The organism is Natrinema sp. HArc-T2, from assembly GCF_041821085.1.
In the GTDB taxonomy this organism is placed as follows: Archaea; Halobacteriota; Halobacteria; order Halobacteriales; family Natrialbaceae; genus Natrinema.
This window is the reverse complement of sequence record NZ_JBGUAZ010000002.1, coordinates 502,458-517,861: the sequence shown is the minus strand read 5'-3', so window position 1 is coordinate 517,861 and position 15,404 is coordinate 502,458. Positions and strand designations below refer to the sequence as shown.

Genomic DNA, 15,404 nt, shown 5'->3' with positions numbered 1-15,404 from the left:
ACATGAACGTATGGACAATCGGACCCAGCGCGGGCGCGATCCCACCAAGAGTGGTGATTCAACCACGAACGGGTATCCACCGCGTGCCGCGCTCGCCGACGCGTGGGACGAACACAGCCGGTACGTCGGCTTCGCTGCCGGCCTGTTCGCGGTCGGCATCGTCATCGGGATCGCGCTGATGGTCGCCGGCTACAACTTGCTCGAGATCATCCAAGAGGTGGTCGGCGAGCCGCTGTTCCCCGATATCAGCGACCGAAGCCGGCTCGAGTTGGCACAGTTCTTGCTCGTCAACAACAGCCGAGCGTTCCTGCTGTCAATCCTCGGCGTGCTGACGCTCGGGCTCCTGACGGCCTGGTCGATGCTGTTCAACGGGATCATCGTCGGGAACGTCGGCGCGTTCATCGCCAGCAGCGTCGGCATCGGCTACATCCTCGTCGGCCTGCTCCCCCACGGGATCTTCGAACTGCCCGCGCTCTTTATCGCCGCCGGCGTCGGCTTTCGGCTGCTCTACCGGGTCGGTCAGCGACTTCGTGGCACGCGCGATGCGATCGTCACGAAACGCTATCTCTACCGAACCGGCCTACTCGTCCTCGCGGGCTGGCTCCTGCTGGTCGTCGCCGCCGTCGTCGAGGCGTTCGTCACGCCCGCGCTGCTCGAGGCGCTGTTTGCCGACCGGCTCGAGGCCATGGGAGCGTCCCCGTAATCGGGGCCGTTTATCCGGTTTATAAGCTATTGAACGATCGTGAACGGATCGAATCGTCGTCCCCCTTTTTCTCGATCAGGTGACTGTGCCCGAATATGAACAGACGCGCAATCCAACTCGTATTGGTGGCAGCCCTCGTCGCCATCGCCGGCTGTGCCGGTGGGATGGGCGGCAACCCAGGAACTGACGCGCCGACTGATGATTCGTCACTGGCGGACTCGAGCGACGGTGGAACCGGGACGGCTTCGTTTTATATTAGCGACGAACCGAACGTGATCGACGACTTCGAGCACCTCAACGTGACGATCACGAAAGTCGGGTTCAAGAAGACCGGTAACGTGACCGCCAACGCGACGAACGAAACGGATGGTGAGACAACCGAGTCCGATGAGAGCGGAAACGAGTCTGACGATGAAGGCGAACCAACAGCCGACACCGAGTCGGACAACGAAACGGACACTGACGAGCCGAAAGCGGACGAGACCGGCGGCGAGACGGATGGCGACGGAGACGATGCGTCCGAGGAGCGCTGGATCGAGTACGACGTCAACGAAACGACGGTCGACCTCACCGAGTTGAAAGGCGCGAACGCGTCCATGGTCGACGAGTTCGAGTTGCCCGCCGGCGAGTACGAGACGGTCTTCATCCACGTCAGCGACACCGAGGGCGTCCTGACCGACGGGACGAAGACGCGCGTGAAACTGCCGAGTAACAAACTCCAGTTACACACGGCGTTTACCGTCGGGAACAACAAGTCGGTCGACTTCGTCTATGACATCGCGCCACACAAAGCCGGGAAAAGCGGGAAGTACATCCTCAAACCGGTGATCAGCCAGAGCGGCACCGGCGACGAGGTCGAAATCCAGGACGTCGACGAGAAGAAAGGCGAGGACGAGAGGAAAAACGAAGACGAGCAGAAAGACGAGAGCGAAGCGGAGCGGGAAGACGAACCCGGACAGCAAGCAGGTGACGAACCGCCGCAGAAAGACTGACGAAGCAAACGCGCTTCTCGGAGCGGGCGACGAGTCGCCCGCTGCCGTCCGGATCAATAGTATTTTTGCGACCGGGTCGACAGCTCGGAAGCCGTCGGCTCGAATCGATCAGCGCCGGAGCCGTCCGAATAGCCGGTAGTCGTGGTCGGGCGTGTACCGGCGGAACAGCAGGCTGTTCGAGAGGACCGACACCGACGACAGCGCCATCGCACCGGCTGCGAGCACCGGCTGGAGCAGGCCCAGCGAGGCAAGCGGGATCATCGCGGTGTTGTAGCCAAGCGCCCAGACGAGGTTCTGTTTGATCTTGTCCAGCGTGGCCTGCGAGATCCGGATCGCCTTCACCACGTCAAGCGGGTCGTCACGCATCAGCGTCACGTCCGCTGCCTCGATGGCCACGTCCGTCCCCGAGCCAATGGCAGTGCCAACGTACGCGACAGCGAGCGCGGGCGCGTCGTTGACGCCGTCGCCGACCATCATCGCCTTCCGATCGCCGGACTGAATGTCCTCAACCGCGTCGGCCTTGTCTTCGGGGAGGACCCCTGCACGGACGTTCTCAGGATCGATCCCGACCTGCTCGGCGACAGCCCGTGCCGTTCGCTCGTTGTCGCCGGTGATCAGCATGACGTCGAGGTCGCGCTCCTGCAGGGCTGCGACCGCGTCAGCCGAACTTTCCTTGACCGTGTCGGCGTCCGCGACCACGCCCGCGACCGCGCCGTCGACCGCGACCAACATCGCGGTCTTACCCTCGCGCTCGAGCCGTTCCATCTCGTCGGCTGCAGGCGCGGGGTCGACGCCTTCTCCCTCGAGCAGCCGCCGGTTGCCGACCAGCACCTCGCGGCCCTCGACGGTCGCCCGGACGCCCTGTCCAGGGACGTTTTCGAACTCGTCGGGGGAGACCGGCTCGAGGCCGCGTTCCTCGGCACCCTCGACGATCGCCTGTGCGAGCGGGTGTTCGCTATCGCGCTCGGCGCTGGCCGCGAGGCGGAGCACCTCGGCGTCCTCGAGAGACCGGCGGGCAGTCAGCGTGCCACCGTCGGTCGCTGTCTCGCCGCCGTCCGCCACAGCCGACTCGCCCTCGAGAGCGACCACGTCGGTCAAGGTCATCTCGCCGGTCGTCAACGTCCCAGTCTTGTCGAAGACGACGGTGTCGACGTCTTTCGCGCGCTCCAAGACGTCACCGCCCTTGAACAGGACGCCGTTCTGTGCGCCCAGCGTGGAGCCGACCATCGTCGCGGCGGGCGTCGCCAGCCCGAGCGCGCAGGGACAGGCGATCAACACGGCGGAGGCGAAGACGACGATCGCGAACTCGAACGTCGAGAGCGCGGCCGGGCCGCCGCCGACCAGCCCCCACAGCGGGAGCGCGCCGACGAAGCCGGCCAGCGCTTCGGGGAAGAGGAACCAGATCAGGCCCCAGAACGTCGCATTGAGGATGACCGCGGGGACGAAGTACGCCGAGATGCGATCCGCGAGATTCTGGATCTCCGGCTGGCGCGCCTGGGCCTCCTTGACCGTCTGAACGATTCCCTGCAGGGCGGTGTCCTCGCCGACTTTCGTCGCCTCGACGACCAGCACGCCGTTCTCGTTGATCGTCGAGCCGATCACCTCGTCACCGTCCTCCTTCTCGACGGGGACGGACTCGCCGGTCACCATCGATTCGTCGACTGCGGACTGGCCGTCCACGACGACGCCGTCGGTCGGGATCTTCTCGCCCGGTCGGACTTTCATCCGGTCGCCGACCGCGACGTCCTCGCGTGGGACCTCTCGCTCGGTTCCGTCGTCGTCGACCAGCGTGGCCGTCTCGGCCTCCATCTCGAGGAGTTTCCGCAATGCATCGCCGGCCTGGCCCTTCGAGCGGGCCTCGAGATAGTTGCCCAGCGTGATGAACACGAGGATCATCGCGGCGGTATCGAAGTAGAGGTTCCCCGCGAGGAGGTCAAGCAGGACGACGAGGCTGTAGATGTAGGCCGTCGACGAGCCCAGTGCGATCAGGACATCCATGTTGGCGGTCCGGTTTTTGACGAGCGCCGTATACGAGTTCGCGAGGAACTCGCGGCCGAGCACCACGTATACCGGCGTCGCGAGCAGGAACTCGACCCAGCCGAAGCTCACGCCGAAGATCGTCTCGGGAAGCAACTCCCCGCCGAGCAGGAACTTGTTCGCGAGGAAGAACAGGAACGGGGCCGACAGCACCGCACCGAAGAGCGTCAGCCGGAGCTGTTTGCGGATTTCGGCCTGTCGGGCCGCGTCACGGCGCTCCTGGTCCGACTGCCCGTCGCCATCGTCGCCTTCCTCCTCGCGGACGGGCATATAGCCCGCGTTCTCGATTGCCGCATAGAGGTCCTCGAGCGAGGCGTCGACGGGGTTGTACTCGACCTGGGCCTCGTCGGTCGCGTAGTTGACCTCCACGTCGATGACGCCGGGGACGGACTCGAGTGCCGTCTCGTTGGCCTCGGCGCAGTTCGCACAGCTCATGTCCGTGATGCCGATCGACCGACTCGCGCGATCGGCGTGGTAGCCGGCGTCATCGATCGTCTCGTAGACCGTGGCGAGCGACACCTGTTCAGGGTCGTACTCGACGGTTCCCTCGTCGGTGGCGAAGTTGATACTCGCGTCGTGTACGCCGTCTGTGGACTCCAGGGCACTGTTGATAGACTGCGAACAGTTCGCACAACTCATGCCCCGGATATCCAAGTGTGCGGTCCGGGTACTCATTAGTAACCACTAGGGGGTGGTGACTTACCCTCTTTACTGGTCAGAACGCAAAGTTTTGGGCCTCCGTTACTTTGAAATCGTAACTCACGCACCCTCCTCGAGCCGGTCGTATCGCTGTTCGAACCGGCCTCGACAGGACGGACAACAGAAGTGGTACACCTCGCCATCGATGCGGGTCGACTCGCCCTCGCTGTCAACGGTGTTGCCACACTCCACACAGGTGAGCGCAAACGCCGCTCCGTCAAGCGACGGCGTCCATTCCGCGTCGTCGATCAGCGTCACGTCGAAGTCAACGCCGTCGACGGGAAACAGTCCCTCGAGCCACTCGTGAACCCGCTGGAGCTGGGCGCGTGCATAGAACCAGCAGTCGCCGTCGGCGGTGACGAACACGTGTTCGACCGCGTCGGCGTCGACGAGCGCTGCCTTGCACTCACCGACGGCACCCGGCGGAACGGTCGCCCGAATGAACACCGGGACGCCCGCCCGAAGCTGTGACTGGTCGACATCGACGGTGAAGCCGTCGATGACGCCCGCTTCCTCGAGGCGTTCGACCCGGTCGGAAACGGCCGGCCCGGAAAGACCCACCTGCTCGGCGATCTCGCTGTACGGGCGGCGCGCGTTCTCGGCCAGCAGCCGCAGGATTTCCATGTCAGTCTCGTCGAGGTCGCGCATACTGGCAGTTGGTTCTCGATAGCAAAGAGCATGGCGACAGCTACTTTCGAGTCGAAGGTTTCGGTCGAACTCTGTTTTGGATCGAAAGTAGTAATGCACAAAGATCGGGCGTCCATACACGTCCGTATGAGTCAGACACTCACCGTCGAAGGAATGTCGTGTGAACACTGCGAACAGAGCGTCGAGGACGCACTCGCGAACGTTCAGGGCGTGCAGTCGGTCGACGTCGACCTGGACGCAGCGCAGGCGACCGTCGAGGGCGACGCGGCGACCCAAGACCTCGTCAGCGCGGTCGACGAGGCCGGCTACGACGCGTCGGCGTAGACATCACACCGCCTCGAGTTGGGCGATCGAAGCACTAGTTTTTCACTGGTCCGCGCACCCACGGCCATCGCGGGGTGTGCCGGCACCGACTGACAGCCGTCCGTATCAGTGGTGCTCGTGTGACTGGTCAGCATCGGAAATACGTGGCGGGGTGTCCGCGAATTCGGCAGGCTCGTTCTCGAACGCGCGTTTACAGGTGCTCGAACAGAAGTAGTAGGTCTCACCGTTGTGCGTGGCGCTCGGACCGTCGTCATCGGTACGCATCCCACACACCGGATCGCGGTACTGGCCGGGAGCACCGAGCCCGCGACGATACATGTACAAGAGGAAGCCAGACAGTGCGAACGCGACGAGGTTGAGATAGAAGGTGTAGTCGACCGCGAAGTACGTCTGCTCGGTCGCCGTCTCGCCGCCGGCCAGGTTCGGGACGATTCCGAGCGCGTCGAAGAGCAACTCCATGAGAAACCCGGTGAAGGCCATCGTCACGAAGAAGACGCCGAGGATGTAGAGCATGACCGTCCAGCCGTAGTACTTCCGGTAGACATTGAGAACCGGAATCGTGATGAGATCGGCGTAGACGAACGCGATGACGCCGGCGAAACTGATGCCGCCGCCCCAGAGCGCGACCGCGAAGGGGACGTTACCCATGCTCCCGACGAAACTGATGACGGCGATCGTGACGCCCATGATCGCGTTTTCGGCGGTGATCAGAAGCCCATCGCCCTCGAGGAACAGCGCGTTCCAGACCCACTGTGGGACGAACACGATCACGAACCCCGAGATGAGAAAGCCCGCGACGACGTCCGTCCAGATCATCGACCACTCCTTGCGGTACTGGTTCCCGAGTTTGTACCACCCACCCCACGACCGGAGGTCGTCGTACCACGTGCCGCTGCCCGCTGTCTGCTGCCGATAGGTCTCGAGACAGCCCTCGGAACAGAACTGCAGCGTCTCACCGCCGTCGGTGACGATCGTGTGTTCGTCGGACCCCTCCATGCCACAGGTCGGGTCCACCATGGCGCTGTGATCGTGGTCCTGTCGGGTGAGTTCCGCGCGAACGTCGTCGAACAGCGTTTCCGGGAGCGTCAGCCGGACGATAAGCGCCATGACCGCGATGAGGACGAGCCCGCCGAGCAGTTCCGCGACGAGGAACTCCCAGCCCAGCAGGATCAAGATCATCAGGCCGAGTTCGACGATGAGGTTCGTCGAGGCGAACATGAACGCAAGGAAGTTCACTACGTGTGCGCCCTTCGCGAACAGCCCCTTGCCGATAGCGACCGCACCGAAGCTACAGCCGCTACTCGCCGCGCCGAACGCCGTCGCCATCGCAAGACTCGAGAGGTCGTCATCCCCGAGCATCCGCGCCATTCGCTCCTTCGAGACGTACACCTGCACGAGGCTCGTAATCGTGAGCCCCATGATGATCGCCCAGGCTGCTGTCCAGAGGAACCCGAGCCCGATCCGGAGTGACTCGAGCACCCCTTCGAGGGGTGGCACCACCATACGTAGTCTATCGGATGGATCGGCTATTGCGGTTGCCCTTCGAAAAGCGGCGTCGCTACCGGTTCGAACGAGTGGATCGAAAGTGATCGGCGCCTCAGCGTTTGAATGTCAGCGCGAATCCGTGACCGCTCCAGTTCTCGCCGGGTCGAGACAGCTCCCGCTCGCTCGACCCGCTGTGTCAACCGGACGCGACGACCCACGGAACCGCGAACACGTAGCGGACGCCCTCGAATGTCCAGTTTCGATGACTAACAGTTCGATCAGGACAGTTGGATCGTGATGAACGAACGCCGTCGGCACACGGTCGCTTTCGGACATTGGATTCGAAGGGAGAACTGCATTGAGTCGGGAGGCCTTCTTCCTAGATGGAGGCGGGACGATCCGCCGCCGGTGAGCCATCATGGCAACAAACACGACAGATACACGAATCGTCACGATCGTCCTCATCGCCATCGGCGTCCTTGTCGTACTGCCGATGGTCTTCATGGGGTTCGGAATGATGGGCTTCGGCCCGATGATGGGCGGCATGTGGGGCCACGGAACGTGGGGTAGTGGAACGGCACCCGGCTGGATGCCCCTCGTCGCCGTCCTGATGCAACTGCTGTTCGTCGCCGCCATCGTCGGTGGCGGCTATCTCCTCTATCGAGCGGTCACTGGAACGGACGGCGATGGCGACCGCGCGCTCGAGGAACTTCGACTCGCGTATGCCCGCGGCGAGATGAGCGACGAGGAGTACGAACAGCGCCGGGAAGCGCTCGAGCGCGACTCACGCTGAGGGAGACTCGCCAGCGTGTGACGTCTCCAGAGCCGTCCCGTCGCGCGGACAGTACTCGTACGCCGGATCGCGTGTCTGGAACCCACAAACGGGACACGTTCGAACTGGTGGTTCCGATGACTTTCGTCTCGACCTACCGAACAGAAACGGAACGAAGGGAACGAACAGAAAGACTGCGACCGTATCGAACCGCCACCAGAGGACGGCACTCACGAGGAGGCTCACCAGCAGTCCCACCACGGCGGTCGCGGTTCGCGACCCGAACATATGGTGGTCTAGGTGGCCGTCGATAAAAGACACAGCGGATCGACGACGCCGACCCACGGCTGGAGCGGCGACCGCGCGACCGACGTTGCCGACCGTTTGCCCCGATGAAAAGACAATTCCCCGCCGACACCCAAGGGCAGGCATATGCGAATTGCCGTTCCCAACAAGGGCCGCCTGCACGAGCCGACGATCGATCTCTTAGAGCGGGCGGGGCTCCATCTCGAGAACGGAGCCGACCGGAAACTCTACGCCGACACGGTCGATCCCGACGTCACTGTGCTGTTCGCCCGTGCGGCCGACATCCCGGAGTACGTCGCCGACGGCGCGGCCGACCTCGGCATCACTGGCTTCGATCAGGTCTGTGAGGCCCGCGTAGACAACGTCGAGGAGTTGCTCGACCTCGAGTTCGGACGCTGCCGGCTCGTTCTCGCAGCGCCCGAAGACGGGGACATCACGTCCGTCGACGATCTGGCGGGCAAGATCGTCGCCACCGAATTTCCAAATATCACCGCCGATTTCTTCGCCGACACCGGCATCGAACCCGACATCGTCGAGGTTTCGGGCGCGACGGAGCTCACCCCACACGTCGAGATGGCCGACGCCATCGTCGACATCACGAGCACCGGCACCACGCTGAAGATGAACCGGCTGGCCGTCGTCGACGAGGTGCTCTCGAGTTCAGTGCGGCTGTTCGGCCGTGACGACGTCGTAGAGGACCCGAAAGTCGGGGAGGTCAGGACCGCGCTCTCGTCGGTCAAACACGCCGAGGGCAAGCGCTACCTGATGATGAACGTGCCACAGGACAAACTCGGTGACGTTCGTGAGGTCATTCCGGGGCTTGGCGGGCCGACAATCATGGACATCGCCGACGAGAACAACGAGGAAGAAACGGTCGCAGTGCATGCCGTCGTCGACGAGAGCGACGTCTTCGAGACGATTACGGAGGTCAAAGCCGCCGGCGCGAGCGATATTTTGGTGACCGAGATCGAGCGCCTCGTCGAGTAAGCCCTACTCAAGCGGGGCAGCGATCGGTCGCTCTGGTGACTCGGAGTCGGGCTCGAGCAAGAATTCGAACGCCGAGGCGTGTGCTGCCGGCGCGACGAGGTTTCGCGCCGGATCGTAGCGGACGGTATCGTGTTCCTCGAGCAGCGGGAGATGTGTCCGACACAGCGAGACGTGGATCCGCTGACGGAGTTGATGGATCGACGTCCCGACCGTCGGATCGTATTCGGCGTCGGCGAGCGTCGCGACCAACCGCCGGACCGAGACCGGCTCATCGGCTGCGAGCACGCAACGAAGCACCGCACGCCGACGGTCGCTGTCGACGATACGGTCGATCGTCTCGCGTGGGAGCGGATAGCGACCGATCACGCCGTCGTTACCGAGGTGAAACCGATCCGAAACGGCGGGCGACCGATCAGAGTTGATCGTCATTGGCACGTGAGAGTCAGCAACCAGACACCGGATAAACCGAGCCGGTCGTTTCGATGACTGTGTCCCAATTCAGCCCAGTCAGCCGCTCTGGGGCCGGAATGAACGATCGATAATCCGAGTAAAGTGATTATTATTCGCGTGATCGGTGCGAACCGTAGAGTAAAACTTCCAAGACAGTCCTGAACGGTGGTACGTCGTCACTCCAAGAAGGAAGAAAAGCGGACGTTCACGGGCGCGTGACCGACGGTCGTCGGTCACCGGCGACACGTCGCTGTAACTGTCGGACAACGACCGGGACCGTCACAGCTCGCGTGCGATCGGCGTGTGTCCCGCGTTGGCCGGCAGTATGAACGGACTGACGCTGGTGGCGTCGACTCGAGCGAAACCAGACGCGGACGGCGTTACTCGAGCAGGCCCAGGTCCTCGAGCCGGGAGACGATCTTGTCGACGGCATGTTCGGCGTCTTCGGGCTTTTTGCCGCCGGTGATGACGAGTTTGCCCGACCCGAACAGCAAGGCGACGACTTCGGGTTCGTCGAGGCGGTAGACGAGCCCCGGGAACTGCTCGGGTTCGTACTCGATGTTCTCCAAGCCGAGCCCGATGGCGATCGCGTTCAGGTTGAGGTTACGGCCCAGATCGGCCGAGGTGACGATGTTCTGAACGACGATTTCGGGGTCTTCGTTGACCTGAATCTGGAGTTCACGAAGCTTGTCGAAGACGATCCGCAGGCTCTCGTGGACGTCGTCGGTGCTTTTCGCGCCGGTACAGACGATCTTCCCCGATCGGAAGATCAACGCGGCGGACTTGGGGTTCTGGGTGCGGTAGACGAGGCCGGGGAACTGCTCGGGGTCGTAGTCGGCCCCCTCGAGGTCCATCGCGACACTCTGGAGGTCGAGTTCCTGTCCAATACCGGTCGACGCCACCACGTTTTCGATGTTGATAGTGTCCTTCGGATCCGTCATTAGTCGCTTAAAAAGACGTATTTAAGGTTTATAAAGGTTGGTGCCGCCACCTGATATATCCGGTATATATGATCGGTATCGAGCCGGGAAAACGGCAGCCTCATAGGCGCGGGCGGGCCACCATCGACCGTGTACCTGCTCGAGTTAGGCGGCGAGGACGATGCCTTCGCGGCCCGCGAAGTAGCGAGCGCCGCGGCAGGCGTCGACCGACTCGCACCCGGCCTCGCCGTCGCCGACGCGATCGTCCCCGAGCGCATCCGGGGACTCGCCTACACCCATCGTGCCAGCGACCTCGTCGGTCGCGGCGACGCCGACATCGCGAGCGCCTGTGCCGTCCTCGAGGCCGCCCCGATCGAACGAGAAGGAACGGTCGCAGTCCGTGCGACCGACGTCCACGGCTCGAGCGGCGTGAGCACCGAGCGCGCGGAACGCGAACTGGGTCAGGTGCTGGTCGACCGTGGCTTTGCGGTCGACCTCGACGACCCCGACCACTGTCTGCGCGTCGTCTTTGCTGCGGGACCACTCGAGTCCGAAGCCGACGGCGGAGAGGACGGCGACGGCGACGAGCTCGCGAGCGAGGCGGGCTCAGTCTGTGCGCTCGGCTGGCTCGAAGCCGAGAGCGTCCGTGACTTCGGGACCCGTGCTCCGACGGACAAGCCCTTCTTCCAGCCCGGCAGCATGGATCCGCTGCTCGCACGCGCCGTCGCGAACATCGCCGGCGCGCGACCAGGGGCGACGATCCTGGACCCGATGTGTGGCACCGGGGGCGTGCTCGTAGAGGCCGGTCTCGTCGGTGCGGACGTGATCGGCACCGACGCGCAGGCGAAGATGGCCGACGGCGCGCGGACGAACCTCCAGCACTTCCTCGCACGCGACGACCCCTCACCGACCGGCTGCGAACGTGGCACGTGGCACGTTGGCCGTGGCGATGCGACCCGACTCCCGCTTGCCGACGACACGGTCGACGGCGTCGTCTTCGACGCCCCCTACGGTCGCCAGTCGAAAATCGACACCCACCGACTCGAGGACCTCGTCGCGGGGGCACTCACCGAAGCTCGGCGGGTGGCCCCTCGGGCAGTCGTCGTCGCCGATCGCTCGTGGGCGAGCGAGGCGCGAGCCGCCGGCTGGAATATCAAATCGACATTCGAGCGCCGCGTGCACCGCTCGCTGACGCGGTCCGTGATGGTGCTCGAGTAGCGATCGGCGTTAGTAGTCAGCCTCGAGGGCGCGCTGGCGGAGGCGCTCGCCCTCGTCCGTTTCGACACTGAGGTCGGGCACTGGAACTGGCGAGCCGTCATCGTCGATCGCCACGAATGTAAACGAGGATTCGGTCGTCTTTTCGGTCTCACCGGTTCGCGGGTTTTCACGCTGGGCCCGAAGCGCGACGTGGACGCTCGTTTGACCGGCGTCGTAGACGTAGGCCTCGACCAGTGCCGTGTCGCCGATCTGGATCGGGCGTTCGAACGCGAGACTGTTGATCTGTGCGGTGACGCAGGTCTCGCCGGCGAACCGCATCGCCGCCATCCCGCCGACCTCGTCGAGCCACTTCATTAGATTGCCGCCGTGGAGCACACCGTTGCTGTTCGCATGATTTGGGTGCACGAGAAAGCGGTTCTGGATATGTGTGTCATGAACCGTTGGCATACAGAGTGCTCACCCCCAGCGCGGAGAAAGATGCTTCGATCACGGCACGAGAGTCGTCTATTCGGCGTTGCGACCCAGTTCGGCGAGCAGATGCGAGACGTGGATGCGGTCGCTGGTCCCCTCGTGCAGCTCGAACTCGATGTCGGCAGCGAGCCGGTGGACTCGTGCCAGTTGTGGTCCCTGATAGCGCGTGCGAGCCACCCCGAGGATCGACTCAAGTACCTCGGTCCCATCCAGCCCCTCGTCGACGAGCAGGTCGTCGAGCGTCGACCGGGCGTCGGTGAACTCGCCGGCCTCGGCGTCGTCGAGCATCGACTCGATCTCGTCTTCGAGTCCGACCTCGCCGAGGGTCTCGTAGGCCGCACTCATCGTGAGCTTGCCTTCGTCCTCGACGGTCGTCTGGGCCGCCAGAATCGCCTGCCGGATGTTGCCGTCGGCGTACCCGGCGACGAACTCGAGGCCGTCAGCGTCGTACTCGACCCCCTCGCGCTCGACGATCCGCTCGAGGACGGTCACGAGCTCCTCGCTGGTCGGCGAGCGGAAAGAGACGGGGAAACACCGCGAGCGGATCGGCGGAATGAGCTTGGTCGGCTGGCGCGTCGCGACGATGAACTGGGTCGTCCGGTGGTGTTGTTCCATGATCCGGCGCAGCGCCTGCTGGAAGTCCTCGCGGACGTCTTCGGCGTTGTCCAGCAGGATCGTTGTGTACCCGCCCGAGACAGGCGCGTAACTGGCGGATTCTTTGAGGACGTGGTTGATCATGTCCCGTTTCGACAGCGACGAGCGACCGACGAGGAAGTGTTCGAACCGCGGGTCGTTCTTGATCTCGGTTTTGGTCCGGCTGAAGAAGTCAGCGACGTTGATTTCGACGAAGTCGTTGTCCGGGTCCTCGTGGGCTTTGCGGGCGAGTGCGCGCGCTGCAGCCGTCTTCCCGCTTCCCGGCGGTCCCTGCAGAAGGAGGTTGATCGGCTCTGCGACGGCTCGCTGTAGGTACTCGCGAGCGTCGTCCTGTGGCAACTCGGCCAGCTCCGGGGCGTGGGTTTCGGTCCACAGCGGCGCGTCCATCGAACGCGGGTAGGGCCGGCCCGGGTAAGAATCGGTCGGTTACTCGTCGTCACCGGAGTCGCCGGCCACGGCCCCGAACGTGAACGTCGTCTGTACCGGCTCGCCCCCGGACTCGATCGGGGTGGCCGCATCGACGGTGCCCGGATCACCAGCGTAGAGGATGGCCGTCAGCTCGTCGTCCGCGTCAATCGACGTGTCAGCCGGCAGGTCGATGGTGACGTTCCCGTGCTCGCCGGGGTCGAGTCGCTCGCTCGTACCGAGGATCGTTCCGTCTCGGTCGAGTGCGACGAACCCCTCCTCGGGAATCGCCGCGGAGACGATCACACTCTCGTTGCTCGCGTCGTCGACCGCGACGCTGGGCTCGGTGTGGAACTCGAGGTCGATCCGGCTGAGCGCACCGTCGTCCTCGGTGTAGACGCCGATCGACTGGTTACCGGCTGGTGCGCCGTTGGTCTCCGTCTCGAAGGTCACGTTCCGGACTTCGCCGGACTCGAGTTCGAACACCTGACGGGCGAAGACGGCCCCGCCGATGCGGACCTCGACGGGCTGTTGGGCCTGGAACTCGGTCGGGTTGCGGATCTGGGCGCTCACGGAGATCGTCTCGTTCGTGGTCGCCGATGACGGCGCGTCGATCGAGTCGACGACGAACGAATTGCTGACCGCGCTTTCGCCGCTTAACACCGTCGCGGTGTCGCTGACCGGGAACCCGTCCGCGAGGTACGGTTGATCCTCCTCACCGTCCGTGGCCTCGTAGGCGTAGCCCTCTTGCCCGGAGGTATCCTGATGGGCCGTCGCGGTGAGCTGTCCGACGAGGTCACGGCTCGCGCCGTCCTCGCGCTCGATGGTCACGTTCTCGTGTGTCCCGGCCTCGAGCCGGTCGGAGACGGCAAGCGGTTGGTCACTGCCGTCGGTGATGACGACGTAGCCACCGTCAGAGAGGGTCACTTCCTGGATCGTGACACTGGTGCCGTTGCCCCGCTGGTCGTCGAACGTGATCGACGCGTCCGGCTCTTCCTCGACGCCGAAGATGGCAGGTGCCTGCCCGACGAGGATTCCGGCCGCGATGACGATCGCGATCGCGATCAGGATCGCGCCGATCCGCTTGAACGTCCCGAACGTCACTCTCGAGCTCATTGGGGGTGCCGTCGCATTTGGCTTCGGGTTCGACGACCGTAAAACGCGCTGACTGTTTGCAAATCGATAACACAGTTCAAAGGGTGCGTCTCGAACGATCCGTCAGTCGGTAGGCACAGCCGACAGATGGTTTGGGTTACTATACCATAGTATCTGTGTCCGACACCGGCTCGCGCGAGCCGACGGGCATGGAGACACAGCCCAGACACACCCACGATTCGAAGCCGGTTTAGCCACGGCCCGTTGAACGTCGACCAATGCCGCTTCGCGTGACGTTTCTGGGGACGGCCGGGGCGATTCCGACGACCGAACGGAACCCAAGCAGCGTCTTCGTCGCCCGTGAGGGCGAGGGACTGTTGTTCGATGCCGGTGAGGGAACTCAGCGCCAGATGATGCGCTTTGGCACCGGCTTTTCGATCTCGCACCTGTTCGTCACGCACCTCCACGGCGACCACGTCCTCGGAATACCGGGGCTGCTCGAGACGATGGCCTTCAACGATCGGACGGAGCCGCTGGCGATCCACACACCCCACGGCACGCGCCGCCAGCTCAAGTCGCTCGTCAACGCCCTCGGGAACCGCCCCTCGTTTCCGGTGCGGATCAACGAGGTCGGCGGCGGCGACGTCGCCTACCGCGCCGACGAGTACGAGGTCCGTGCGTTCGCGACCGACCACGACACTCGATCGGTCGGCTACGCGCTCGTCGAAGACGACCGCAAGGGCCGGTTCGACCGCGAGCGCGCCGAGGAACTCGGCGTTCCCGTCGGCCCGAAGTTCTCGAAACTCCACGAAGGCGAATCCGTCGAACTCGAGGACGGCACCGTCGTCGACCCCGAGCAGGTCGTCGGCGAGCCCCGGCCCGGTCGGTCGATCGTCTACACCGGTGACACCCGCCCCGCGGAGGCGACGATCGAGGTCACCGACGAACCAGACTTACTGATCCACGACGCGACGTTCGCCGACGACAGCGCCGATCGGGCCACCGATACTGCCCACGCGACGGCTCGGCAGGCCGCCGAGATCGCAAACCGAGCCGGCGCGGATCGGCTCGCACTGATGCACATCTCGTCGCGCTATGCCGGCTACGCGGGCGACCACCTCGGGCAGGCCCGTGAGGTCTTCGCGGGCGAGGCCGAGAACGTCTGTGTCCCCGACGACGGGCAAAAACTCGAGATTCCGTATCCCGACAGCGAGGAGTAATCGACCGGCGATCACCGC

At 64.2% G+C, this 15,404-nt stretch carries 15 protein-coding genes; 7 read left to right on the top strand and 8 right to left on the bottom strand.

Features of this window, described 5'->3' with window-relative positions; all coding sequences use genetic code 11:
* Positions 1–10: 10 nt before the first annotated feature.
* Together ACERI1_RS07090 and ACERI1_RS07085 are read left to right on the top strand one after the other, a co-directional pair.
* Positions 11–703: a stage II sporulation protein M gene (locus tag ACERI1_RS07090; RefSeq protein WP_373617378.1), complete on the top strand. Its 693-nt coding sequence runs from the start codon at positions 11–13 to the stop codon at positions 701–703.
* Between the two features lie 95 nt (positions 704–798).
* A complete protein-coding gene (locus ACERI1_RS07085) occupies positions 799–1,695 on the top strand; it encodes a DUF4382 domain-containing protein (RefSeq protein ID WP_373617377.1) in 897 nt (298 codons plus the stop codon).
* A gap of 108 nt (positions 1,696–1,803) precedes the next feature.
* Here the strand turns inward: ACERI1_RS07085 and ACERI1_RS07080 are convergent, their stop codons facing one another.
* Positions 1,804–4,407, bottom strand: a complete 2,604-nt coding sequence (locus ACERI1_RS07080; protein ID WP_373617376.1) for a heavy metal translocating P-type ATPase — start codon at positions 4,405–4,407, stop codon at positions 1,804–1,806.
* Positions 4,408–4,491: 84 nt separating this feature from the next.
* Complete coding sequence (locus ACERI1_RS07075; protein ID WP_373617375.1) at positions 4,492–5,079, bottom strand: AsnC family transcriptional regulator; 588 nt, start codon at positions 5,077–5,079, stop codon at positions 4,492–4,494.
* 126 nt (positions 5,080–5,205) lie between these two features.
* On the opposite strand from ACERI1_RS07075, the gene ACERI1_RS07070 reads away from it, so the two are divergent.
* Positions 5,206–5,403, top strand: a complete 198-nt coding sequence (locus ACERI1_RS07070; RefSeq protein WP_373617374.1) for a heavy-metal-associated domain-containing protein — start codon at positions 5,206–5,208, stop codon at positions 5,401–5,403.
* A 105-nt stretch (positions 5,404–5,508) separates the two neighbouring features.
* Here ACERI1_RS07070 and ACERI1_RS07065 read toward each other — a convergent pair whose 3' ends face one another.
* A complete protein-coding gene (locus ACERI1_RS07065) occupies positions 5,509–6,906 on the bottom strand; it encodes a permease (RefSeq protein ID WP_373617373.1) in 1,398 nt (465 codons plus the stop codon).
* Positions 6,907–7,306: 400 nt separating this feature from the next.
* On the opposite strand from ACERI1_RS07065, the gene ACERI1_RS07060 reads away from it, so the two are divergent.
* Positions 7,307–7,681 (top strand): SHOCT domain-containing protein, encoded by a 375-nt coding sequence (locus tag ACERI1_RS07060; protein ID WP_373617371.1) that lies wholly within the window; start codon positions 7,307–7,309, stop codon positions 7,679–7,681.
* Between the two features lie 411 nt (positions 7,682–8,092).
* Positions 8,093–8,953: an ATP phosphoribosyltransferase gene (gene hisG / locus ACERI1_RS07055; RefSeq protein WP_373617370.1), complete on the top strand. Its 861-nt coding sequence runs from the start codon at positions 8,093–8,095 to the stop codon at positions 8,951–8,953.
* A 3-nt stretch (positions 8,954–8,956) separates the two neighbouring features.
* On the opposite strand, the gene ACERI1_RS07050 is transcribed toward hisG, so the two are convergent.
* Positions 8,957–9,382: a hypothetical protein gene (locus tag ACERI1_RS07050; protein ID WP_373617499.1), complete on the bottom strand. Its 426-nt coding sequence runs from the start codon at positions 9,380–9,382 to the stop codon at positions 8,957–8,959.
* Positions 9,383–9,783: 401 nt separating this feature from the next.
* Positions 9,784–10,344 carry a TATA-box-binding protein gene (locus ACERI1_RS07045; RefSeq protein ID WP_006671604.1) on the bottom strand — a complete coding sequence of 187 codons (561 nt, stop codon included), beginning with the start codon at positions 10,342–10,344 and terminating at the stop codon, positions 9,784–9,786.
* 129 nt (positions 10,345–10,473) lie between these two features.
* On the opposite strand from ACERI1_RS07045, the gene ACERI1_RS07040 reads away from it, so the two are divergent.
* Positions 10,474–11,541 (top strand): methyltransferase domain-containing protein, encoded by a 1,068-nt coding sequence (locus tag ACERI1_RS07040; RefSeq protein WP_373617369.1) that lies wholly within the window; start codon positions 10,474–10,476, stop codon positions 11,539–11,541.
* Between the two features lie 9 nt (positions 11,542–11,550).
* Here ACERI1_RS07040 and ACERI1_RS07035 read toward each other — a convergent pair whose 3' ends face one another.
* The 3 genes from ACERI1_RS07035 to ACERI1_RS07025 are packed head-to-tail and all read right to left on the bottom strand — an operon-like array spanning position 11,551 to position 14,187.
* Positions 11,551–11,988 carry an acyl-CoA thioesterase gene (locus tag ACERI1_RS07035; RefSeq protein WP_373617368.1) on the bottom strand — a complete coding sequence of 146 codons (438 nt, stop codon included), beginning with the start codon at positions 11,986–11,988 and terminating at the stop codon, positions 11,551–11,553.
* Between the two features lie 57 nt (positions 11,989–12,045).
* Positions 12,046–13,053: an AAA family ATPase gene (locus ACERI1_RS07030; protein ID WP_373617367.1), complete on the bottom strand. Its 1,008-nt coding sequence runs from the start codon at positions 13,051–13,053 to the stop codon at positions 12,046–12,048.
* Positions 13,054–13,092: 39 nt separating this feature from the next.
* The gene (locus ACERI1_RS07025) at positions 13,093–14,187 is read right to left on the bottom strand and encodes a CARDB domain-containing protein (protein WP_373617366.1); all 1,095 of its coding nucleotides are present in this window, start codon (positions 14,185–14,187) and stop codon (positions 13,093–13,095) included.
* Positions 14,188–14,444: 257 nt separating this feature from the next.
* Here ACERI1_RS07025 and rnz point away from each other — a divergent pair, with 257 nt between their 5' ends.
* On the top strand, positions 14,445–15,386 hold the full coding sequence (gene rnz, locus ACERI1_RS07020; protein WP_373617365.1) for a ribonuclease Z: 942 nt from the start codon (positions 14,445–14,447) through the stop codon (positions 15,384–15,386).
* The last annotated feature ends 18 nt before the right edge of the window (positions 15,387–15,404 follow it).

What these genes read in the sequence shown, in the direction of transcription:
- ACERI1_RS07090 (WP_373617378.1), top strand. Translation starts at nt 11, where the DNA reads ATGGACAATCGGACCCAGCGCGGGCGCGATCCCACCAAGAGTGGTGAT.
- ACERI1_RS07085 (WP_373617377.1), top strand. Translation starts at nt 799, where the DNA reads ATGAACAGACGCGCAATCCAACTCGTATTGGTGGCAGCCCTCGTCGCC.
- ACERI1_RS07080 (WP_373617376.1), bottom strand. Translation starts at nt 4,407, where the DNA reads ATGAGTACCCGGACCGCACACTTGGATATCCGGGGCATGAGTTGTGCG.
- ACERI1_RS07075 (WP_373617375.1), bottom strand. Translation starts at nt 5,079, where the DNA reads ATGCGCGACCTCGACGAGACTGACATGGAAATCCTGCGGCTGCTGGCC.
- ACERI1_RS07070 (WP_373617374.1), top strand. Translation starts at nt 5,206, where the DNA reads ATGAGTCAGACACTCACCGTCGAAGGAATGTCGTGTGAACACTGCGAA.
- ACERI1_RS07065 (WP_373617373.1), bottom strand. Translation starts at nt 6,906, where the DNA reads ATGGTGGTGCCACCCCTCGAAGGGGTGCTCGAGTCACTCCGGATCGGG.
- ACERI1_RS07060 (WP_373617371.1), top strand. Translation starts at nt 7,307, where the DNA reads ATGGCAACAAACACGACAGATACACGAATCGTCACGATCGTCCTCATC.
- hisG (WP_373617370.1), top strand. Translation starts at nt 8,093, where the DNA reads ATGCGAATTGCCGTTCCCAACAAGGGCCGCCTGCACGAGCCGACGATC.
- ACERI1_RS07050 (WP_373617499.1), bottom strand. Translation starts at nt 9,382, where the DNA reads ATGACGATCAACTCTGATCGGTCGCCCGCCGTTTCGGATCGGTTTCAC.
- ACERI1_RS07045 (WP_006671604.1), bottom strand. Translation starts at nt 10,344, where the DNA reads ATGACGGATCCGAAGGACACTATCAACATCGAAAACGTGGTGGCGTCG.
- ACERI1_RS07035 (WP_373617368.1), bottom strand. Translation starts at nt 11,988, where the DNA reads ATGCCAACGGTTCATGACACACATATCCAGAACCGCTTTCTCGTGCAC.
- ACERI1_RS07030 (WP_373617367.1), bottom strand. Translation starts at nt 13,053, where the DNA reads ATGGACGCGCCGCTGTGGACCGAAACCCACGCCCCGGAGCTGGCCGAG.
- ACERI1_RS07025 (WP_373617366.1), bottom strand. Translation starts at nt 14,187, where the DNA reads ATGAGCTCGAGAGTGACGTTCGGGACGTTCAAGCGGATCGGCGCGATC.
- rnz (WP_373617365.1), top strand. Translation starts at nt 14,445, where the DNA reads ATGCCGCTTCGCGTGACGTTTCTGGGGACGGCCGGGGCGATTCCGACG.